The organism is Streptomyces albidochromogenes (assembly GCF_005981925.1).
GTDB classification, from domain to species: domain Bacteria; phylum Actinomycetota; class Actinomycetes; order Streptomycetales; family Streptomycetaceae; genus Streptomyces; species Streptomyces albidochromogenes.
This window is the reverse complement of sequence record NZ_VBVX01000106.1, coordinates 1-20,066: the sequence shown is the minus strand read 5'-3', so window position 1 is coordinate 20,066 and position 20,066 is coordinate 1. Positions and strand designations below refer to the sequence as shown.

Below are 20,066 nucleotides of genomic sequence, written 5' to 3'. Positions count from 1 at the left end.
AGCGTCAGAGGTGTATAAGAGACAGGAGGGGGACGGCATGGCGGGCTTCGCGGTGATCGGCGGCGGCATCGCCGGACTGGCGGCAGCACTCTTCGCCGCCCGACGGGGAAACCGCGTGACGGTCTTCGAACGCGACGCCCGCGCCCCCGGCGCCGTCACCCTGGACGAGGACTTCTTCGGCTGGCGGCGCCCCGGCGTACCGCAGGCCGCCCAGCCGCACCTGATGCTCGGCGCCGCCCGCTCCGTGCTCCGCGAAGAGGCCCCGGACGTGTACGACGCGATCATGCGGCTCGGCGCCCGCGAACGGCACGAGCTGGACTGGTTCGAGGAACGGCCCCCCGCCCGCCCCGGCGACCAGCACCTCGTGACGGTCCAGGCCCGGCGCATCGTCGTCGAAACGGCGCTCACCGCCGCGCTGCGCGCCGAGCCGCGCGCCACCGTGCGCTACGGCGAGCCCGTCACCGGCCTGCTCGTCGACCCGTCGTCCGCCCCGCCGCGCGTCCGCGGGGTCCGCACGCCCCTCGGCGCGTACGAGGCCGACCTGGTGATCGACGCGGGCGGCCGCCGGTGCGCCGCGGGGGAGTGGCTGACCGGGGCGGGCTGCCGGCCCCCGGTGGTGGAGCGCCACCGCACCGGCATCGCGTACTTCTGCCGCTGGTACCGGCTGCCCGCCGGGTGCGCGGACGGGCCCGTACGCCCCTGGACCGTCGCCGGCGGAACGTTCGCCGGCTGCGCCGTCTTCCCCGCCGACAACGGGCTGTTCGCCGTCACGCTGTTCGTCCACACCGACGACCCGACCCGCGGCGCGCTCCGCGACCCCGCCGTCTTCGAAGCGGCGGCCCGCACCTTCCCGCCGGGAGAGGCATGGCTGGAACTGGGCGCCCGGCCGCTCTCCCCGGTGCTCGCGACCGCCGGTCTCGACAACCGCTGGAGCACTCTCGTCGACGATCTGGGGCCCGTCGCCACCGGCATGGTCGGCGTCGGCGACGCCGTCACCCACACCAACCCGACCATCGGCCAGGGCATGTCGCTCGCCCTGTGGGCAGCCCGCCGGGTCGCCCGGGAGACCGACCCCGGCGCGGGCCGCGACCGGGGCCGCGGCCGGGGTCCGCGCCCGGCCCCCGGCTCCCCGGACTTCGTCGCCGAGCACTACGCGTGGGCGCTGCGCACCCTCAAGCCCTGGTTCGACTTCCAGGTCGTCACCGACCGCGCCGTCGGGGAGCGTTTCGCCGTACGGGAGTTCGCCGCCGGGCCCGCCCGGGAGATGGCGGCGCTCTTCGAGTGCGCCCAGGAGGACCCGGAGGTGATGCGGGCCCGCGCCCGGGTCCGGCACCTCGTGGCGCCGCCCGCCGAGGCGTACGGCGCCCCGGAGGTCAGGGCGCGGGTCGAGGACTGGCTCGCGGCGCGCCCCGGATTCGTACCGCGCCCCGTGGGGCCGGACCGCCGCGAGTGGGACAAGATCACCGCGCCCTGAGCACGTCCGCGAGGTCGTAGCTCACCGGTTCCTCCAACTGGGCGTACGTGCAGCTCTCCGGCGTACGGTCCTCGCGCCAGCGGCGGAACCGGGCGGTGTGCCGGAAGCGGTCGCCCTCCATGTGGTCGTACGCCACCTCGCACACGGCCTCCGGGCGCAGCGCCACCCACGACAGGTCCTTCTTGCCGGACCAGCGGCTCGGCGCACCGGGCATCCGGGAGCTCTCGTGGGCGGCGCCGTCCGTCCAGGCCGCCCACGGGTGGCCCTCCGCCTCGGGCGACTCCATCCGCAGCGGCCCCAGCTCGTCGATCAGCTCCTGGCGGCGGCGCATCGGGAACGCGGCGCACACCCCGACGTGCTGGAGGGCGCCCGCGTCGTCGTAGAGGCCCAGCAGGAGCGAGCCGACGACGGCGCCGGTCTTGTGGAACCGGTACCCGGCGACCACGCAGTCCGCCGTCCGCTCGTGCTTGATCTTGTACATCAGACGGGTGTCGGGGCGGTACGGCATGGACTCCGGCTTGGCCAGCACCCCGTCCAGACCCGCGCCCTCGAAGTGCTCGAACCACTCCCTGGCCACCTCGATGTCGCTCGTCGCCGGCGCCAGATAGACGGGGGGCGGGGCCCCCTCCAGCGCCCCCGCCAGGGCGCTGCGGCGGTACACGAACGGGGCATCGAGCAGTGCCTCGTCGTCCAGGGCCAGCAGGTCGAACGCGATGAAGCTCGCGGGCGTCCGCTCGGCGAGGGTGCGCACCCGGGACGCCGCCGGATGGATGCGCTCGCTCAGCCGGTCGAAGTCGAGCCGGCCGTCGTGGACCACGACGATCTCGCCGTCCACGACGCAACGGGCGGGCAGCGCGGCGCGCAGCGACTCGACCAGCTCGGGGAAGTAGCGGGTCAGGGACTTCCCCGTCCGGCTGCCGATCTCCATCTCGTCGCCGTCCCGGTGCACGATCGCCCGGAACCCGTCCCACTTGGCCTCGTACTGCATGCCGGGCCCCGGCGGGATGGTGGCCACGGCCTTGGCGAGCATCGGTTTCACGGGCGGCATCACCGGCAGATCCATGGGTCGATTCTGCGGCTTTTCGCCGCGACTCGCCCGATGTCGCCGGGGCGTGTGGGCGGGTGTCTCACGGGAGTGCGGGCGGGCACGCCGCGGGAGCGCTCCGGTGTGCGGCCCGGGACCGACCGGCTTAGCGTGGCGGGCATGGGTGAAGCGGTGGAGCTGCATGCCGGAGAGCGGACCGTACGACTGTCGAGTCCGGACAAGATCTACTTTCCCGAGTCCGGCTACACCAAGTGGGACGTGGCCCAGTACTACCTGGCCGTCGGCGACGGGATCACCCGCGCCCTGCGGAACCGCCCGACCACGCTCGAACGCTTCCCCGAGGGCGTCGGCGGCGAGTCGTTCTTCCAAAAGCGCGTCCCGAAGAACCTCCCCGACTGGATTCCCACCGCCCGGATCGCCTTCCCCAGCGGCCGTACGGCCGACGAGATGTGCCCCACCGAGACCGCCGCCGTGCTGTGGGCCGCGAACCTGGGCTGCCTGACCTTCCACCCCTGGCCGGTACGCCGCGACCGCCCCGAGCACCCCGACGAGCTGCGCATCGACCTCGACCCGCAGCCCGGCACCGACTTCGGGGACGCGGTCAGGACCGCCCACGAACTCCACGCGCTGCTCGACGAGCACGGCCTGCGCGGCTGGCCCAAGACCTCGGGCGGCCGCGGCCTGCACGTGTACGTGCCGATCGAGCCGCGCTGGACGTTCACGGAGGTACGCCGCTGCGCCATCGCCGTCGGCCGCGAGCTCCAGCGGCGCATGCCCGACCGGGTCACCACCGCGTGGTGGAAGGAGGAGCGCGGAGAGAAGATCTTCGTCGACTACAACCAGACCGCGCGCGACCGCACCATCGCCTCCGCGTACTCCGTACGGCCGCGTCCGCACGCCCCGGTGTCCGCGCCGCTGACCTGGGACGAACTCGACGAGGCCGACCCCCGCGCCTTCGACATCGCCACCATGCCGGTGCGGTTCGCCGAAGTCGGCGACGTCCACGCGGACATGGACGACCACGCCTTCGGCCTGGAGAGCCTGCTGGAGCTCGCCGCACGCGACGAACACGACCACGGGCTGGGCGACATGCCGTACCCGCCGGACTACCCGAAGATGCCGGGCGAGCCGAAACGGGTGTCGCCGAGCCGGGCGAAGCGCGAGGGCGCGTGAGCGCCGTATGAACGCGGCACCGGGAGACGGAGCCGCTTCCGCCCACGGTGCCCACGGACGGCCGCCGACGCGCGCCGAGAAGTGGGCGGCCTTCAAGGAGTCGCCGTTCCTGCCCGCCCTCGTCCTGGTGTTCATCCTCGCCCTCGCCGCCGGGCTCTTCGCCGGCTCCTACACGTACACGATGGCCGACCCCACCCCGCGCCGGATCCCGACCGCGGTCGTCGGGGACTTCGGCGCGGGCGACGGGCGGGCGTTCGTCGCCGGTATGGAGGAGGCGCTCAACGCCTCGCTCGCGCTGACCCGCTACGCCACGGACGCCGAGGCCCGCGATGCCGTCGACGAGCAGGAGGAGTTCGCGATCCTGCGCACCGGGGGCGACGCGGTGGAGCTCGACGTGGCGGGCGCGTCCGGCGCCTCCGTCGCCCAGCTGCTCGCCGAGGCGGGCGCGGAGGTCGGCCGGCGGACCGGTGCGACGGTCGTGATCAGGGACATCAAGCCCTTGCAGGAAGGTGATCCGCGCGGCCTCGCCCTGTTCTACATCTCGCTCGCCGCCGTCATCATCGGCTTCGTCGGCGCCATCCAGCTCAGCGTGCACGCCCGCGCCCTGAACCCGGCCGAGCGGATCGCCTTCACCGTCGCCTACTCACTGCTCGGCGCGTTCGCGATCGCCGCCGTCGTGGACTGGCTGCTCGGCGCGCTCGACCTGCCGTTCGTCGAGTCGTGGCTGATCCTCGCGCTGACGATGTTCACCTCGGGCATGGTGTTCACGATGTTCAACACCCTGATCGGCCGCTGGGCGATGCTCCCCACCTGGGGCCTGATGGTGCTCCTCGGCAACCCGTCGTCGGGCGGCGCGGTGTCCTGGCCGCTGCTGCCGTCCGCACTGGGCCACATCGGCCGGTGGCTGCCGCCCGGCGCCTCGGTCAACGCGCAGCACACGGCCGTGTACTTCGAGGGCCACCAGCACCTCTTCCCCTTCCTCGTGCTGGCCGGCTGGGCGCTGGTCGCCTGCACCGTCTTCGGCGTGTACCGACACCGGCACCCCGGCGGCCGCGACCGCGTGCCCGCGCACGCGGCCGCGCCCGCCGGGGCGTGACGGCCGTCCGGAACAACCGGACCGGCTACAGCGGTTTGACGCGGATGTCGCGGTACGAGATCACGTCGGTGGTCCCGTGCACCTGGAGGCCGATGTAGCCGGACGCGTACCGCCGGCCGTCCGTCCCCGGGTCGTCGCCGCGCGGCGGGGAGAAGTCCTGCCCGCCGGTGTTGTCGAACTCGTTGATCAGGACACCGTTCCTGAAGACCGAGTAGTGCTGGCCCTCCACCCGGATCTCGTAGTCGTTCCAGGTGCCCTTGGGCGTGACGCCGGCGCCGCCCAGACCCACCCGGTCGAAGCCGTACACCGAGCCGGTCTTGTACATGTCGCCGTCCGGGCGGTCCAGGATCTGCACCTCGTGCCCGTACTTGATGGCGACCCACTCCGGACGCGGTTCCTCCGGGTGGTCGTGGACCTGCGGGAAGCGGACGAAGACGCCGGCGTTGGCGTTGCCCGTGCCCGGTGCGTCGTCGCGCCAGCGCAGCTTGAGGGAGAAGTCCTCGTAACGGCGCTCCGGGAACCACAGCATGCCCATGCCGGGCGTCGTCGTGCTGCTGGTCATGGACCCGTCCGCGTTCAGGCCGAACGAACCGCCGCCCACGTGCTGCCACTTGGCGAAGGAGGACGGCGTACCGTCGAACAGGTCGCGGTAGCCGGCGGTCTGACCGGGCTTGCCGATGCCGGACTGCCGGGCGGCGCGGTAGATCTTCCGGTGCTCCCGCTCGTCGATGACGCCGTCGTACAGCAGCTTGTCGAGGACCTTGTCGACGTGCTTGAGGAACAGCGCCTGGGAGGTCCACTCCCGCTCGTCCTCGATCAGCTCGTTGATCGTGCACCGGCCGCGGGTGATCCGGTTCGGCACGCCCGTGTCGACGGTGCCGACGACGACCGTCAGCCGCTCGTCGTGCTCGGGGCAGTTGGGCGCGGGCACGCCGCCGCCCTCCGCGATCGTGAACGCGACCTGCTTCGCGACCGACGTGTTGCCCGCCTTGTCGGTCGCGCGGTGGGCGAGTGTGTGCCGGCCGACGCGGTCGACGATCACCGGCACGGTGTACGCCAGGTACGGGCCGCCGTCGAGCGAGTACTCGACCTTGTCGACGCCCGAGCCGCCCGCGTCCGTCGCGGCGAGCGCCACCTTGGCGCTGGTGATGTACGCGCCGTCGGCGTTCTTGTCGCCGGTCACCGTCGCCGTGGTCTCCGGCGGCGTCCTGTCGTCCGTGGGCGGGGCGACCACCGTGAAGTCGACGGCCTTCTCGGCCGCCGCGTTGCCCGCCCGGTCCGTGGCCCGGTATCGGACCGTGTGCGTGCCGGTCTCGTGCACCATGACCGGGCCGCCGTACACCTGCCAGGCGCCGGACGCCCCGAGCGCGTACTCGATGGTGTTGACGCCGGACCCGGCGTCGGACGCGGTCACCGTGACCGTCGCCATGCCGAGGTACTGGCCCTCGGGGTTCTTCTCACCGCTCACCGTCGCCGAGGTCTCCGGCGGCGTCCTGTCGTCCGTGGGCGGGGCTACCACCGTGAAGTCGACGGCCTTCTCGGCGGACGTGTTGCCCGCCTTGTCGGTGGCCCGGTAGCGGATCTTGTGCGCACCGACCTGGTGGACCATGACCGGCGCGGTGTACGGCTGCCAGGCGCCGTCCGCTCCGACCGCGAACTCCACCTTGTCCACGCCCGAACCCGCGTCGGTCGCCGCGAGCGTCACCGAGGCGTGCCCGACGTACGCGCCGTCGGCGTTCTTCTCGCCCTCCACCTTCGCCGAGGTCTCCGGCGCGGTGGTGTCCTCGCCGCCGCCCTCGGTCACGGTGAGGACGCCCTGCATCGAGCCGTGTCCCGGGATCGTGCAGTGGTAGAAGTACCGGCCGGGGGTGAGGGTGACGGTGGCGGTGTGCCGGCCGCCCTGGGCGTCACTCGGGTTGGCGAGGATGTTCAGCTGTACGTCGTTGTTGTACTCCGGGTCGGAGACGTCGAACGTCAGCGTGTGCGGCATCCCGGTCGTGTTGCCGGTCGCCGCGCTGTTCTCGAAGACGATCGTCGTCTCGCCCGCCACCGCCGTCCTCGGGAAGGTCAGGTAGCGGTCGATCGGGTCGCCGGCGGTCCAGGTGAGGGTCTGGGCGGCGGCGGCCTTCGGCGCCGCCCCGTCGTCCTCGCGGCCGTACGCCGCCGTCGACGTCAGACCGAGGACCATCAGCAGGGCGGCCGCCAGCGCCGTCCACAGGTGAGGAGCTCTCCGTTTCAGCTTCACTGCCTACTCCGCCTTCCTGGCCAGGTCCGTGGCGGCCGGTGTCGGCTCACCGCCCTTGTAGGTCACGCGCCACAGCGCCGACTTGGCGTCCGAGGTGAAGAACCCGCGCCCGTAGTCGAGGATGTACAGGGAGCCGTCCGGTGCGAACTTCCAGTCCATGAGGTTGCGGATGCCGTCCGCGCCCACCGGGATGATCTTCTTCAGGGACTCGGCGTGCGTGGGCAGCCCGCCGTTGCCCACCGTCTTCGGGTCGGTCAGCACCGCGTGGCGCGGCTGGTCGCCGTCGTAGAAGTCCCCGACGAACCACTTGCCGTCCCAGTACGCGGGCCACTTGTCCTTGCTGTCGCTCGCCGCGTCGTAGCGGTAGACCGGGCCGTTCATCGTCGCCTGGCCGCCGCCCTTGAGCCACGGCAGCAGCAGCTTCTGCTCCTCCTGCTTGTAGCTCGGCACGCCGTTGGCGTCGCGCGGGTAGTCCACGCCGCCGCCCTGGGGCGAGTACCAGATGGTGTTGGGCGTGACGGGCGGGAGGTTGACCAGGCCGTCGTTGTTGGGGGACTCGTTCTTGGGCTTGGCGCAGTCGTACCAGCCCAGCGGCTTGCCCGGGTCGGGCAGGTTGCGGTCCCGGTAGGGCTGGTTGTTGCCCATGCAGTACGGCCAGCCGTGGTTGCCCGGCTTCGTGATCGCCGCGAAGGTGTCGTACTTCGCCGGGCCCCAGGTGGTGCTGGGCGCCCCCGCGTCGGGGCCGACCCATCCGGCGTACAGGATGTCGGTCTTCGGGTCGACGGCGATGCGGGCCGGGTTGCGCACGCCCATCACGTAGATCTCGCCGCGCGTCTTGCCGCCGCCCTCGTCCGGCTCCCTGCCGGTGAAGAGATTGCCCTCGGGGAGGGTGTACGTACCGTCGTCCTCGGGGTGGATCCGCAGGATCTTGCCGTTCAGGTTGTTCGTGTTGCCGGCGGTGCGGCGGGCGTCCGCGAAGGACACGCCCTTGAAGTTCGGCTCCGGGTTGTTGCCGGAGTAACCGTCGCTGAAGCGCGAGGAGTTGTTGTCACCCGTCGCGATGTAGAGGTTCTGCTTCGAGTCCCACGCCATGCCGCCGCCCGCGTGGCAGCAGCTGTGGATCTGGACCGGCCACTTCAGCAGGACCTTCTCGGAGGCGAGGTCCAGCTTGTTGGTGGCCAGGTCGAGCGTGAAGCGGGAGACGCGGCGCTCGGCCATGCGGGTGTCGCGGTTGATCCGCGCGTGGGGTGTGTAGTGCAGGTACACCCAGCCGTTGGTGAGGAAGTCGGGGTCCGTCTCGACGCCGAGCAGACCCTCCTCGTTCTTCACCAGCTCGTCGCCGCCGCCCTTGTTGCCGAAGACGGTGAGGGCGCCCGCGAGCGTCACCTTCTTGGTCTTCGGGTCGTAGACGTGGACCTGGCCCCGGCCCTTGCCGATGTCGGGGTTGTTCCAGTCGGTGACGACCGGCGCGTCGCCGTCGCCGCCGCCCCGCCCGATGTAGACGACCCGGCCGTCCTTCGCGGTCACCAGGCCGTGCGGCTCACCGATCTGGTCCGACTGCCCGGGCTGGTTGGGGGCCGTGAGGCGCTCGGCCTTGTAGTGGGCGTTGATGCCCGCCTTGCAGTCGGCGCGGGCGAGGCGCGTCGTCCACTGGAGGGCGCCGCGCAGGTGGTCGCGGAAGTCCGCCTCCTGGAAGGACTCGGCCGTTCCGCCCATGCCGGTGTAGAAGGACCGGCCGCCGTCGTAGTCGCGGCACCAGGAGACCGGGTGGTCCCAGCCGTTGGCGCTCGTCCCCGGCTTGTACGTCGCCTCCCGGACCCGGGCCACGGTGTGCACGTCGCCGGACGGGTTCTTCGTCCAGTTCAGCCACTTGTCGGGGCGCTTCCACTGCAGGGGCAGGTTCGCGGTCGCCGGGTGCTGCCGGTCGCCCACCTCCACGGTCGCGCGCTGTGCGTTCGCGGGGCCGCCCGCGGCCGGCCGGGCGCCGATCAGGCCGCCGAACCAGTCGGAGTACGGCTCCGTGCGCGCCGCGTCGTGGATGCCGAGGAATCCGCCCCCGGCCTCCATGTACGCCTCGAGGCCCGCCTCCTGCTCGGGGTCCAGGACGTCGCCGCCACCCGTCAGGAACACGACCGCGTTGAACCGGCCGAGCCGGGCGGTCGTGAAGACGGCCGCGTCGTCCGTCGCCTCGACGCGGAACCGCTGGGCCGCCGGGCCGCTCTGGCCGATCGTCTCGATGGCCTGGATACCGGCGTCGACGGTCGGCGACTCGTCGGCGCCCGCCGAGCCGTGGAACACGAGCACCCGCACGTTCGCACCGCCGGGCGGAGACGGCAGATCGGGGAGCGACAACGTTGTCTTGGGCGGAGGTTCCGGGTACGGCCTGGCGGCGGCCGAGGCGCCGCCGAGCAGGCCGAATGCGGCAACTCCGGCCGTCAGTAAGGCCGTCAGGCCGTGTCGGCTTCTTGACCGGTGATGTGGTGCGCGCTGCATGTGTTCACCCATCCCTCAGTGGTCACAGGAACAGCCGATGAAGCTAGACCTCTTTTCGCGATGCGCCAAGAGGTATGACCGGAATACCGCGAACTTTGTCCTTGGTGTGGATGAACAGGGACGCTCCCGCTACCGTGTGGCCGTCAATCTCCGATCCGCGCGTGGGGAGTTGGGCCATGGACAGACGAAGCTTCAACCGGCGGTTGCTGGCGGGCGGCGCGGTCGCGGCCGCCGGTGTGACATCGTTGTCGCTCGCCGAATCCGCCCCCTCGGCGGCGGCGGCCGAGACCCCGCCGAGAACCGCGCCGGCCGGCGGGCAGGTCCACCGGCTCAAGATGTACGCCGAGAAGCTGCCCGACGGGCAACTGGGTTACGGGTTCGAGAAGGGCAAGGCGTCGGTGCCGGGGCCGTTGATCGAGCTGGTCGAGGGCGACACCGTGCACATCGAGTTCGAGAACACCCTGGACGTGCCCGCCAGTCTGCATGTGCACGGCGTCGACTACGACGTGGCGAGCGACGGCACGAAACTGAGCAGGAGTCATGTGGAGCCGGGCGGCACCCGGACGTACACCTGGCGCACCCACCTGCCGGGGCGGCGCAAGGACGGCACCTGGCGGTCCGGCAGTGCCGGGTACTGGCACTACCACGACCACGTGGTGGGAACGGACCACGGGACCGGCGGTATCCGCAAGGGCCTGTACGGCGGGGTGATCGTGCGGCGCAAGGGCGACATCCTGCCGGACAAGACCTTCACCATCGTCTTCAACGACATGACGATCAACAACAGGCCCGGGCACCAGAGCCCCGACTTCGAGGCGACGGTGGGGGACCGGGTGGAGATCGTCATGATCACGCACGGCGAGTTCTACCACACGTTCCACATACACGGGCATCGGTGGGCGGACAACCGGACCGGGCTGCTGACGGGGCCCGACGATCCCAGCCGGGTGATCGACAACAAGATCACGGGCCCGGCCGACTCGTTCGGTTTCCAGATCATCGCCGGGGAGCACGTCGGGGCCGGTGCGTGGATGTACCACTGCCATGTGCAGAGCCACTCCGACATGGGCATGGCCGGTCTGTTCCTGGTGGCCAAGCCGGACGGGACGATCCCCGGGTACGAGCCGCACCACCCGCAGGAGCACCGGCACTAGGCGCGGTTGTCGCGGTGGCGGTCCGGTGGCGTCGAGCGCCTGTCCAGCGGTCGTCGGACCGTCGTCGAGCGGCCGTCGAGCCGCCGACGGGAGGGCGACGAGCGGGCGTTGATGGGACGTTCAGCGGACGTTGATCTCCGCCGGGAAGGGTGGGGCGCATGTTCACCACTACCGAACTCTCCTGGCAGGAGACCGCGTTGTGCGCCCAGGCCGGCCCCGAGTTCTTCTTTCCGGCCCCCGGCAGCTCCACCCGCGAGGCCAAGCAGCTCTGCGGCGCGTGCGAAGGGCGGGTGGCCTGTCTGGAGTACGCGCTCACGAACGACGAGCGGTTCGGCGTCTGGGGCGGACTGTCCGAGCAGGAGAGACTGCGGCTGCGGCGCGGCTCGCGCTGAGCGTCCGCCCGGGCCCTCTGGCACACGGACGGTGCGCCGTACATGCTGAAGGCCGCACCGTCCGCGAGCGGGGGAGACGCCATGAAGGAGTACGACTACGTTGTGGTGGGCGCGGGTTCGGCGGGATGCGTCCTCGCCGCCCGCCTCTCCGAGGACCCCGCGGTGCGCGTCGCGGTCGTCGAGTCGGGGGGCCGGGACCGCCGACCCGAGATCCGGATCCCCGCCGCCTTCCCCAAGCTCTTCAAGACGGCGTACGACTGGAACTTCAGCACCGCCGAGCAGCACGGGCTGGGGGGCCGCGAGCTGTACTGGCCGCGCGGTCACGTGGTGGGCGGCTGCTCGTCGGTCAACGCGATGATGTGGGTGCGCGGGCACCGCGACGACTACGACGCGTGGGGCGAGGCGGCGGGGGACGCCTGGTCGTACGACGGCATCGAGCCCTACTTCCGGCGCGCGGAGCGGTGGACGGGGGACGGCGAAGGGCGTTCCGTGTACGGGACGCGGGGGCCCATGGTCATATCGCCGCCGCGTGATCCCAACCCGACCACCGCCGCCTTCCTCGACGCCTGCCGCCACGCCGGGATGGCCGAGCTGGCGGAACTCAACGTGCCCGAACCCAGCGGGTTCGCGCTGACCCCCGTCAACCAGCGCGCGGGACGCCGGTGGAGCACGGCCGACGGCTACCTGAAGCCGGCCGCCCGGCGGCGGAACCTGGACATCCGCACGGGCGCCCGGGTACGCCGGCTGGCCTTCGAGGGCGGCCGCGTCCGGGGCGTGGTGACGGAGGCCGGTACGGTGCTGCGCGCCCGGCGGGAGGTGATCCTCAGCGCGGGGGCCGTCGGGTCGCCGCACCTGCTGATGCTCTCGGGCATCGGGGACCCGGACCAGCTCCGCGAGGCCGGTGTGCGGGTGCGGGCGGCCTCGCCCGACGTCGGGCGGCACCTGCGGGACCACCTGTCCACGGCCGTCACCGTGCGCTGCCCGCTCCCGGTCACCCTGACGGGCGCGGACACGCTCGCCAACGCCGCGCGGTTCCTGCTGGCCGGGCGCGGGCCGCTCACCTCGAACGTGGGCGAGGCCGTCGCGTTCGTGCGCAGTACGCCGGACCTCGCGGCGCCCGACCTGGAGCTGATCTACGCGCCCGGGCCGTTCGTCGACCACGGCCTCACACCGCCCGCCGAGCACGGCGTCACGATCGGCGTGATCCTGCTCCAGCCCCGCAGCGAGGGGCGCATCAGCCTGACCGGGGACCGGGTGGGCGCGGCGCCCCGCATCGACCCCGGCTATCTGACGGACGCGTCCGATCTGCGGCGGCTGGTGGCCGGGGTGCGGCAGGCCGAAGCGCTGCTGGCGGACCGCGCCTTCGCGCCGTACACGGCGGGGCCCATGGCGCCGTACCCGGGTGTCGTCGACGACAAGGCGCTGGCGCGGGCGGTCCGGGAGTCCGCCCAGACGCTCTACCACCCCGTCGGCACCTGCCGGATGGGCACCGACGAGGGGTCGGTGACCGACCCCCGGCTGCGGGTCAGAGGAGTGGAAGGACTGCGGGTCGTCGACGCGTCGGTGATGCCCGGGATCACCCGGGGCCACACGCAGGCCCCCACGGTGGCCATCGCCGAGAAGGCGGCGGAGCTGATACGTCAGGACGCGCGGGCGTAGCTCAGGACGCCGGGATCCGGAACGTCTCGCCGTACATCCGCCACACCAGCGGCGGTTCGAGGTCCAGGTTGCCGGCGCGCAGGAACTCGCGCTGCGCGGTGTCGATGCGCGAGGTGTCCTTGTGGCCCTTCTTCACCTTCATCACCGCGCGTCCGGCGTCCAGGACGGCGTTCAGGTACGCCTGCTCCCCGCCGCCCTCGGCGACCGTCTTCGCGGACCTCATGGCCGCCTCGCGGATGCCGTAGAAGCCCTTGGGGCCGACGCCCGGGCCGTGCAGCACCATCGCGTCGTAGTAGATGAACTGGCCGAGTGTGCCGAGGCCGTCCATCTTCGCCTGGCGGACCGCTGGCCGGAAGTAGATCCGGTCCCGGGTCTCGTCCTGCGCCCTGCGGAACGCCGGGCTCTCGGCGGCCTTCGCCCAGGCGGCGCGGAAGCCGGGGTCGAGGCCCTCGTGGGACGCGGTGCCGTCCACCGCGCGCAGGGCGGGCAGGTACGGGGCGAGCGGGTTGTCCGGGTGGTCCTCGGTGTAGCCCTCGACGAGCTGCAGCATGTCGTTGGTGCCGGAGCAGAAACCGACGACACCGGCCGTGTAGCCGCAGCCGTCGCCGATGTCCTCGATGGTGTCGTACTGACCGCGCCAGTCCAGGGTGGAGTTCTCCGCGCTCGCCACGATCTGCGAGGCGATCTCCTTCTTGGCGGGAGCCGCGAGACCGGCAGGCATCCGGGCGATCCGCTCGTCCGCCTCCTTCTGCGCGCGTATCTCCTGGGCTGTCCGCTTCTTGTGCTTGCTCGTCGGTCCGTCCGTCGTCAGGTCGCCGGCCGAGGACGGCACGTCCGAGACGGGGACTTGCTCGCTCTTGCCGCCGAAGACGAGGGAGACGGCGATGGCCAGCGGTGCGCCCACGAGCGCGAGACGGGTCAGAGGTTTCACGCCGCACAGCGTACGGGGCACCCGGCCGGGCGGCGCGGGTGCTCCCCGCCTTCGCCGGCGGCCGCCGGGCGGACGCCTCGAATCCCCGCCCCGACCTGCCGGAACGCCGCGCCGCCACCCGGTGCGGGGCGTCGGTGACGCGTCCTGCGCCGGGTGGCGGCGTACAGCGGACGGCGGAGGGCGCCGGCCGGGTCAGGAGGCGGCGCGGGCGGCCAGCCGGGCCTTGCGCGCGGCCAGCTTCTCGTCGAACTTGCTCGCCTCGGCGTCCAGCCCGTTCATGTACAGGCCGAGCTCCTCCTGCGCCTTGAGGCCCTCCGGGCCGAGCCCGTCGATCTCCAGGACCTTCAGGTAGCGCAGGACGGGCTGGATCACGTCGTCGTGGTGGATGCGCATGTTGTAGATCTCGCCGATCGCCATCTGGGCGGCGGCGCGCTCGAAGCCCGGCATGCCGTGTCCGGGCATGCGGAAGTTGACCACGACGTCGCGCACGGACTGCATGGTCAGGTCCGGGGCGATCTCGAAGGCCGCGCCCAGCAGGTTGCGGTAGAAGACCATGTGCAGGTTCTCGTCGGTCGCGATGCGCGCCAGCATGCGGTCGCAGACGGGGTCGCCCGACTGGTGGCCGGTGTTGCGGTGCGAGACGCGCGTGGCGAGCTCCTGGAAGGCGACGTACGCCACGGAGTGCAGCATCGAGTGGCGGTTGTCGGACTCGAAGCCCTCCGCCATGTGCGCCATGCGGAACTGCTCCAGCTTGTCCGGGTCGACGGCGCGCGAGGTGAGCAGGTAGTCGCGCATCACGATGCCGTGCCGGCCCTCCTCGGCCGTCCAGCGGTGCACCCAGGTGCCCCAGGCGCCGTCGCGGCCGAAGAGGGTGGCGATCTCGTGGTGGTAGCTCGGCAGGTTGTCCTCGGTCAGCAGGTTCACGACGAGCGCGATCTTGCCGATGTCGGTGACCTTCGACTGCTCGGGCTCCCAGGCCTGTCCGTCGTCGAACTGGCCGGGGAAGTTGCGGCCGTCGGAGAACGGCACGTACTCGTGCGGCATCCAGTCCTTGGCGACCTTGAGATGGCGGTTGAGTTCCTTCTCCACCACCTCTTCCAGCGCGTACAGCAGTCGGGCGTCGGTCCACGCGTCCGAACTGCCGAGTTGGGGAGAGGTGATCGTCACGGGTGCTCCTGGGGACGGGGGCGGGGGAAGTACCTACGGCCTCGTAGGTTACGAGGCCGTAGGTTAAGCGGGTCGTAAGAGCTGAGCCAAGTCCCCGCTGGTAATGTCCTGATACCGTCTGTTATGCACGCAGGTCACGGGTGTATGCGGAGAGACATCTCACGCCCAAGCCGCAGCCCGAATCCCCGCGCATCACTCCATGTGCCCGGTCGCTTCCTCCTCACGCCCCAGTTCCAGCCGCCGGGTGATCCCGATCGACTCCAGGAACGGCTCGTCGTGGGACGCCACGATCAGCGCCCCCTCGTACGACCCCAGCGCCTGTGTCAGCCGGCGCACGCTCGCCATGTCCAGGTTGTTCGTCGGCTCGTCCAGCAGCAGCAACTGCGGCGCCGGCTCGGCGAGCAGCAGCGCCGCGAGCGTCGCCCGGAACCGCTCCCCGCCCGACAGCGTCCCGGCCGGCTGATCCGCCCGGGCCCCCTTGAACAGGAAGCGCGCCAGCCCCGCCCGGACGGCGTTGTTGGTCGCCGAGGGCGCGAACCGCGCCACGTTCTCGGCGACCGTCAGCCCGTCGTCCAGTACGTCGAGCCGCTGCGGCAGGAAACGCAGCGGCACGTGGGCCACCACCTCTCCCGAGACCGGCTCCAGCTCCCCGGTGATCGTGCGCAGCAGCGTCGTCTTGCCCGCCCCGTTGCGGCCCGTCAGCGCGATCCGCTCGGGACCGCGCACCTCGAACCCCCCAATGATCCCGGACCCGTACCGCAGCCCGAGGTCACGCAGCGTCAGCACCCCGCGTCCCGGGTGCACGGTGGTGTGCGGCAGTACGACGTTGATCTCGTCGTCGTCGCGCACCGCGTCCACCGCCCCGCTCAGCCGCTCCTTCGCCTCCGCCAGCTTCTCGGTGTGCATGATGCGGTGCTTGCCCGCCGACTCCTGCGCGGCACGCTTGCGGGAGTTCATGACGATCTTCGGCTCGCGCTTGCTGTCGTACATCTTCTGCCCGTACCGCTTGCGCCGGGCCAGCTTCACCTGCGCCTCGGCCAGCTCCCTCTTCTGCCGGTGGACGTCGGCCTCCGCGACGCGCACCATGCGCTCGGCCGCCTCCTGCTCGACGGCGAGGGCTTCCTCGTACGCCGTGAAGTTGCCGCCGTACCAGCGCACTTCGCCGTCCCTGAGTTCGGCGATCTGGTCGACACGTTCCAGCAGTTCACGGTCGTGGCTGACCACGATCATGACCCCTGACCACGCCTCGACCGCGGCGTACAGACGCTCCCGGGCGTGCCGGTCCAGATTGTTCGTCGGCTCGTCGAGGAGCAGTACGCCGGGACGGCGCAGCAGCAGCGCGGCCAGCCGCAGCAGCACCGACTCGCCGCCGGACACCTCGCCGATGGTCCGGTCGAGTCCGATCCGGCCGAGGCCGAGCTGGTCGAGCGTGGCGCGGGCGCGCTCCTCCACGTCCCAGTCGTCGCCGACGGCGGTGAAGTTCTCCTCGGTCGCCTCGCCCGCCTCGATCGCGTGCAGGGCGGCGCGCGTGCCGGCGATGCCGAGGGCCTCGTCCACGCGCATCGCGGTGTCGAGCACCAGGTCCTGCGGCAGGTACCCGACCTCGCCGGCGACCTGGATCCTGCCGTCGGCAGGCGTCAGTTCACCGGCGGCCAGGCGCAACAGGGTGGACTTCCCGGAGCCGTTGAGGCCGATGAGCCCGGTCCTGCCGGGTCCGACGGCCAGGTGGAAACCGTCGAAGACGGGCGTTCCGTCGGGCCAGTTGAAGGAGAGCGCGGAACAGGTGAGATGGGTGGGGAAGGTGGACAAGGGGCCTCCTGTTGCGGGAAACGAGCAAGGGCAACGGATGGAGACACCGAGGGCGCGGGACGACGTACGGCGGGAGAGTGCGGCAGTCCTCGACCGGGAGTCCGGGGGTCCGGAATCAGGCCGGCCCGTGATCGGGGCGGGAACGGCGGACAGCCCCGGTCGGGGGATGGACGGCTCAAGTGCCGAGGTCGCACGCGGCGCGCACAGACAGAAGCTGTGCGACACGGTGCCTCAGGACCTCAGACGAGCAACGTCCCACTCCGATCGACGACAACAGGGCCACGACCAAAGTACGTCGCGGCCCCGTGGAACGCCAGCCGATTATCCGCGGCCCGGCCGCGTCCCGCCCGTCACAGCGCGTCGCGCAGCAGTTCCGCCAGGTCCTGGTCGACGTCCAGGTGCAGATGCTCGCCGCCGACGGGGACGAGCGCGTGCGTGCGCTTGAGGAAGCGGCGCAGGTCGGCGGTGCGGATGTGGACCATCGCGGTCCCCTCCGCGGCGTGGAACTCCAGCACGGTCCGCCCGTACCCGTACGGCCGCACCTGTACGTCGCCCACGCCGGCCCGCGACTCGATGCCCGCCTCCAGCAGTTCGCGGGCGAACGCCCAGGACACCTCGATGCCCTCCAGGGTGGCGGCGGGCGGGAAGGCCATGCGTACGGCGAACGGGTCCGAGCGGTTGTACCGCAGGGTCGCGGCGACCGTCTCGGCCCGGGGTGTGGACGAGACCAGACGGGCCTGCACGGCTTGCTCAATCACGGGAGGCAAGGCCTGCTCCCTCTCACGGTTCGGTTGATGCGTCCTGTCACAGGGTGAGACGTAAGAACAACGAAATCCGTGCATGCGCCGGTGATGTGACCTGCGTCACTCGGTCGGTGTGCCGGGCGCCGACGCACCCTGGACGGCCTCGCGGGCGTGGGCTAGCTTCCAGCGCCATGAGGGGCATGGGGAAGACGAGACGAATGGTGTCGTTCGGACTGTGCGCGGCGGCGCTGGCCGCCGCACTGGCCGCGCCGGCGCGGGCGGACGCGACCCGTACGGAAGCGCGGCCGGCGGCTGCCGGCTGGCGGCTGAAGGACACCGGCAGGAGCGACGTACGCTTCCGCGGCCTGGCGGCGGTCGGCCGGCACGCGGCGTGGGTGGCGGGCTCCCGGGGCACGGTGCTGCGCACCGGGGACGGCGGCCGGAGCTGGCGGAACGTATCGCCTCCGGGCGCGCAGGACCTGGAGTTCCGCGACGTCGAGGCGTTCGACGGCCGGCGCGCGGTGGTGCTGGCGATCGGCGAGGGCGAGGCGTCCCGGATCCTGCGCACCGACGACGGGGGCGCGACCTGGACCGAGAGCTTCCGCAACAACGACCCGAGGGCGTTCTACGACTGCGTCACCTTCTTCGACAGCCGCAACGGACTCGCGATGAGCGACCCGGTCGACGGCAAGTACCGCATCCTGTCCACCGGCGACGGCGGCAGGTCATGGACGGTCCTGCCGGACGCGGGCATGCCCGCCGCCCAGCCGGGCGAGGCGGGCTTCGCGGCGAGCGGCCAGTGCCTGGTCAGCGCCGGGCCGCGCGATGTGTGGCTGGCGACGGGCGGAGGGGCGACCGGCCGGGTGCTGCACTCCGCCGACCGCGGCCTGACCTGGACCGCGACCGAGACCGGCATCCCGGCGGACGACCCGGCGCGGGGCGTCTTCGCCCTGGCCTTCCGCGACCGGCGCCACGGGATCGCGGTCGGCGGCGACTACCGGGCGGGCGAGCCGTCGCCCCACGCGGCGGCGCGGACCGGCGACGGCGGCGGGACCTGGCGGCAGTCGGCCGCCCCGCCCCCGGCGTACCGCTCGGGCGTGAGCTGGCTGCCGCGCACCCGCTCCGGCGCACTGGCGGTCGGCCCCACGGGCACGGACCTCACGCGGGACGGCGGCCGCACCTGGCGGACGATCGACACCGGCTCGTACGACACGGTCGACTGCGCCCGTGACGCCGCCTGCTGGGCCTCGGGCGAGAAGGGGCGGGTGGCCCGGCTGGAACGCTGACGGGGAGGCCCGGCGGGGCGCAGCCCCGCCGGCGCCCCGCCGCCGGGCCTACGCCGGCGGCAACTGCTGCCGGTACGGGGCGAGTGCGGGCGCCGTCTTCGTCGCCACGAACTCCGTGATCCGGTACGCGCACACGCCCGCCACCGTGAACGGGTCCGCCGCCGCGATCTCCTCGATCCGCGCCCGGTCGTCCGCGACGGCCAGGATCACTCCGCCGTCACGCGGCTGCTTGCGCCCCGAGGCGATGAACACCCCCGCCTCGTACTGCGCGTCCAGCCACTCCACGTGCGCCGCCAGCAGCTCGTCGACGCGCTCGACGGGTGCGGTGTAGGTCAACTCCAGTACGAACATGATCGCCAGGCTACCCCGTACGCTCTGACCACTATGAAGAGCCTGCGTTCCCCCGCCGACGAAGCCGAAGCCCGAGCCGTTCAGGACGAACTGCGCGGCCGCGTGGTGCTCGACGAGCCCGGCCCGCCCCCCGGCGCCGGCCTGGTCACGGGCGTGGACGTGGCGTACGACGACGAGCGTGACGTCGTCGCCGCGGCGGCGGTCGTGCTCGACGCCGCGACGCTCGCCGTCGTCGAGGAGGCCACGGCGGTCGGCCGCGTCGCGTTCCCGTACGTTCCCGGCCTGCTCGCGTTCCGGGAGCTGCCGACGGTGATCGCGGCGCTCGAATCCCTGTCGGCGGACCCGGGGCTCGTGGTCTGCGACGGGTACGGCCTGGCGCATCCGCGCCGGTTCGGCCTGGCCAGTCACCTCGGCGTCGTGACGGGCCTCACGACCATCGGCGTGGCCAAGAACCCCTTCACGTTCACCTACGCGCAGCCGGGGCAGCGCCGAGGCTCCCAGTCGCCCCTCCTCGCCGAGGACGGCGAGGAAGTGGGCCGCGCGCTGCGTACTCAGGACGGCGTGAAGCCGGTGTTCGTCTCCGTCGGCCACCGGGTGGGCCTCGACAACGCCTGCGCGCACACCCTGCGGCTGGCCTCGGCCTTCCGGCTCCCGGAGTCGACGCGCGCGGCGGACACCCTGTGCCGGCGGGCACTGGGCGAGGCGCTCGGTGCCGGATTCGGAACAAGCACGTAACTGAGTAGGTGTACGGATGTTTGAACTGTCGTAATCGGACAGAGTGATCGTATGACGATGTATACGCACCCCGAGTACCCCACGCACCCCACGCCGCCGCGGGCGGCCGAGTCCGTGACCGTCCACCGCGCCGGCCGCCGCACGAACCTGGTCGTCCTGGTCGGCGGTCTGGCCGCGCTGGGCTGGACCGGCGGGATCATCTACACGCTCGCGGGCTGGTTCACCGGCCACTGACGGGGGCCGCGCGCGTCACCCCCGGACGCGTCACCCCCGCCCTCGGGGCGCGTTGCCCCGCCGCGGAGCAGCCCCCGGG

The 20,066-nt window shown here is 72.2% G+C and carries 17 protein-coding genes; 9 read left to right on the top strand and 8 right to left on the bottom strand.

Annotated features, from left to right (window positions below; genetic code table 11):
- The coding region (locus tag E2E34_RS37625; protein WP_341870224.1) for an FAD-dependent oxidoreductase at positions 1 to 1,474 on the top strand (1,474 nt) is incomplete at its 5' end.
- Here E2E34_RS37625 and E2E34_RS16085 read toward each other — a convergent pair.
- Positions 1,461 to 2,537: an ATP-dependent DNA ligase gene (locus tag E2E34_RS16085; RefSeq protein WP_138902591.1), complete on the bottom strand. Its 1,077-nt coding sequence runs from the start codon at positions 2,535 to 2,537 to the stop codon at positions 1,461 to 1,463. The genes E2E34_RS37625 and E2E34_RS16085 overlap by 14 nt on opposite strands.
- 141 nt (positions 2,538 to 2,678) lie before the next feature.
- Between E2E34_RS16085 and ligD the strand changes: the two genes are divergently transcribed.
- On the top strand, positions 2,679 to 3,692 hold the full coding sequence (gene ligD / locus E2E34_RS16080; RefSeq protein WP_138902590.1) for a non-homologous end-joining DNA ligase: 1,014 nt from the start codon (positions 2,679 to 2,681) through the stop codon (positions 3,690 to 3,692).
- Between the two features lie 7 nt (positions 3,693 to 3,699).
- Entirely contained in the window at positions 3,700 to 4,788 is a 1,089-nt protein-coding gene (locus E2E34_RS16075) for an ABC-2 transporter permease (protein WP_138902589.1), read from the top strand.
- Positions 4,789 to 4,813: 25 nt separating this feature from the next.
- Here the strand turns inward: E2E34_RS16075 and E2E34_RS16070 are convergent, their stop codons facing one another.
- Both E2E34_RS16070 and E2E34_RS16065 read right to left on the bottom strand, forming a co-directional pair.
- The gene (locus E2E34_RS16070) at positions 4,814 to 6,976 is read right to left on the bottom strand and encodes an OmpL47-type beta-barrel domain-containing protein (protein WP_138902595.1); all 2,163 of its coding nucleotides are present in this window, start codon (positions 6,974 to 6,976) and stop codon (positions 4,814 to 4,816) included.
- A gap of 60 nt (positions 6,977 to 7,036) precedes the next feature.
- Entirely contained in the window at positions 7,037 to 9,526 is a 2,490-nt protein-coding gene (locus E2E34_RS16065; RefSeq protein ID WP_138902588.1) for a ThuA domain-containing protein, read from the bottom strand.
- Between the two features lie 176 nt (positions 9,527 to 9,702).
- On the opposite strand from E2E34_RS16065, the gene E2E34_RS16060 reads away from it, so the two are divergent.
- The 3 genes from E2E34_RS16060 to E2E34_RS16050 all read left to right on the top strand — a co-directional run bounded on the left by E2E34_RS16060 (position 9,703) and on the right by E2E34_RS16050 (position 12,731).
- The gene (locus tag E2E34_RS16060) at positions 9,703 to 10,680 is read left to right on the top strand and encodes a multicopper oxidase domain-containing protein (protein WP_138902587.1); all 978 of its coding nucleotides are present in this window, start codon (positions 9,703 to 9,705) and stop codon (positions 10,678 to 10,680) included.
- Between the two features lie 158 nt (positions 10,681 to 10,838).
- Entirely contained in the window at positions 10,839 to 11,072 is a 234-nt protein-coding gene (locus tag E2E34_RS16055) for a WhiB family transcriptional regulator (protein ID WP_138902586.1), read from the top strand.
- Positions 11,073 to 11,153: 81 nt separating this feature from the next.
- Positions 11,154 to 12,731 carry a GMC family oxidoreductase gene (locus E2E34_RS16050; protein ID WP_138902594.1) on the top strand — a complete coding sequence of 526 codons (1,578 nt, stop codon included), beginning with the start codon at positions 11,154 to 11,156 and terminating at the stop codon, positions 12,729 to 12,731.
- A 1-nt stretch (position 12,732) separates the two neighbouring features.
- Here E2E34_RS16050 and E2E34_RS16045 read toward each other — a convergent pair whose 3' ends face one another.
- From E2E34_RS16045 to ssgD, 4 genes are all read right to left on the bottom strand, one after another.
- Positions 12,733 to 13,662 (bottom strand): chitosanase, encoded by a 930-nt coding sequence (locus E2E34_RS16045; RefSeq protein WP_425573336.1) that lies wholly within the window; start codon positions 13,660 to 13,662, stop codon positions 12,733 to 12,735.
- Positions 13,663 to 13,854: 192 nt separating this feature from the next.
- Positions 13,855 to 14,829 carry an acyl-ACP desaturase gene (locus E2E34_RS16040; RefSeq protein WP_138902585.1) on the bottom strand — a complete coding sequence of 325 codons (975 nt, stop codon included), beginning with the start codon at positions 14,827 to 14,829 and terminating at the stop codon, positions 13,855 to 13,857.
- Positions 14,830 to 15,021: 192 nt separating this feature from the next.
- Positions 15,022 to 16,638, bottom strand: a complete 1,617-nt coding sequence (locus tag E2E34_RS16035; RefSeq protein WP_138902584.1) for an ABC-F family ATP-binding cassette domain-containing protein — start codon at positions 16,636 to 16,638, stop codon at positions 15,022 to 15,024.
- A gap of 350 nt (positions 16,639 to 16,988) precedes the next feature.
- Entirely contained in the window at positions 16,989 to 17,405 is a 417-nt protein-coding gene (gene ssgD, locus E2E34_RS16030; RefSeq protein WP_138902583.1) for a spore wall synthesis regulator SsgD, read from the bottom strand.
- A gap of 194 nt (positions 17,406 to 17,599) precedes the next feature.
- Here ssgD and E2E34_RS16025 point away from each other — a divergent pair, with 194 nt between their 5' ends.
- The gene (locus E2E34_RS16025) at positions 17,600 to 18,667 is read left to right on the top strand and encodes a WD40/YVTN/BNR-like repeat-containing protein (RefSeq protein WP_138902582.1); all 1,068 of its coding nucleotides are present in this window, start codon (positions 17,600 to 17,602) and stop codon (positions 18,665 to 18,667) included.
- Between the two features lie 48 nt (positions 18,668 to 18,715).
- Here the strand turns inward: E2E34_RS16025 and E2E34_RS16020 are convergent, their stop codons facing one another.
- Positions 18,716 to 19,018, bottom strand: coding sequence for a YciI family protein (locus tag E2E34_RS16020; protein WP_138902581.1), 303 nt, complete (start codon positions 19,016 to 19,018; stop codon positions 18,716 to 18,718).
- Positions 19,019 to 19,051: 33 nt separating this feature from the next.
- Between E2E34_RS16020 and E2E34_RS16015 the strand changes: the two genes are divergently transcribed.
- Together E2E34_RS16015 and mmpA are read left to right on the top strand one after the other, a co-directional pair.
- Entirely contained in the window at positions 19,052 to 19,753 is a 702-nt protein-coding gene (locus E2E34_RS16015) for an endonuclease V (RefSeq protein ID WP_138902580.1), read from the top strand.
- Between the two features lie 51 nt (positions 19,754 to 19,804).
- Positions 19,805 to 19,987 (top strand): morphogenic membrane protein MmpA, encoded by a 183-nt coding sequence (mmpA, locus tag E2E34_RS16010; RefSeq protein WP_138902579.1) that lies wholly within the window; start codon positions 19,805 to 19,807, stop codon positions 19,985 to 19,987.
- Positions 19,988 to 20,066: the final 79 nt, after the last annotated feature.

Excerpts from the sequence above, each read along its gene's own strand:
- E2E34_RS16085 (WP_138902591.1), bottom strand. The coding sequence starts at position 2,537 with ATGGATCTGCCGGTGATGCCGCCCGTGAAACCGATGCTCGCCAAGGCC.
- ligD (WP_138902590.1), top strand. The coding sequence starts at position 2,679 with ATGGGTGAAGCGGTGGAGCTGCATGCCGGAGAGCGGACCGTACGACTG.
- E2E34_RS16075 (WP_138902589.1), top strand. The coding sequence starts at position 3,700 with ATGAACGCGGCACCGGGAGACGGAGCCGCTTCCGCCCACGGTGCCCAC.
- E2E34_RS16070 (WP_138902595.1), bottom strand. The coding sequence starts at position 6,976 with ATGGTCCTCGGTCTGACGTCGACGGCGGCGTACGGCCGCGAGGACGAC.
- E2E34_RS16065 (WP_138902588.1), bottom strand. The coding sequence starts at position 9,526 with ATGCAGCGCGCACCACATCACCGGTCAAGAAGCCGACACGGCCTGACG.
- E2E34_RS16060 (WP_138902587.1), top strand. The coding sequence starts at position 9,703 with ATGGACAGACGAAGCTTCAACCGGCGGTTGCTGGCGGGCGGCGCGGTC.
- E2E34_RS16055 (WP_138902586.1), top strand. The coding sequence starts at position 10,839 with ATGTTCACCACTACCGAACTCTCCTGGCAGGAGACCGCGTTGTGCGCC.
- E2E34_RS16050 (WP_138902594.1), top strand. The coding sequence starts at position 11,154 with ATGAAGGAGTACGACTACGTTGTGGTGGGCGCGGGTTCGGCGGGATGC.
- E2E34_RS16025 (WP_138902582.1), top strand. The coding sequence starts at position 17,600 with ATGGTGTCGTTCGGACTGTGCGCGGCGGCGCTGGCCGCCGCACTGGCC.
- E2E34_RS16020 (WP_138902581.1), bottom strand. The coding sequence starts at position 19,018 with ATGTTCGTACTGGAGTTGACCTACACCGCACCCGTCGAGCGCGTCGAC.
- E2E34_RS16015 (WP_138902580.1), top strand. The coding sequence starts at position 19,052 with ATGAAGAGCCTGCGTTCCCCCGCCGACGAAGCCGAAGCCCGAGCCGTT.
- mmpA (WP_138902579.1), top strand. The coding sequence starts at position 19,805 with ATGACGATGTATACGCACCCCGAGTACCCCACGCACCCCACGCCGCCG.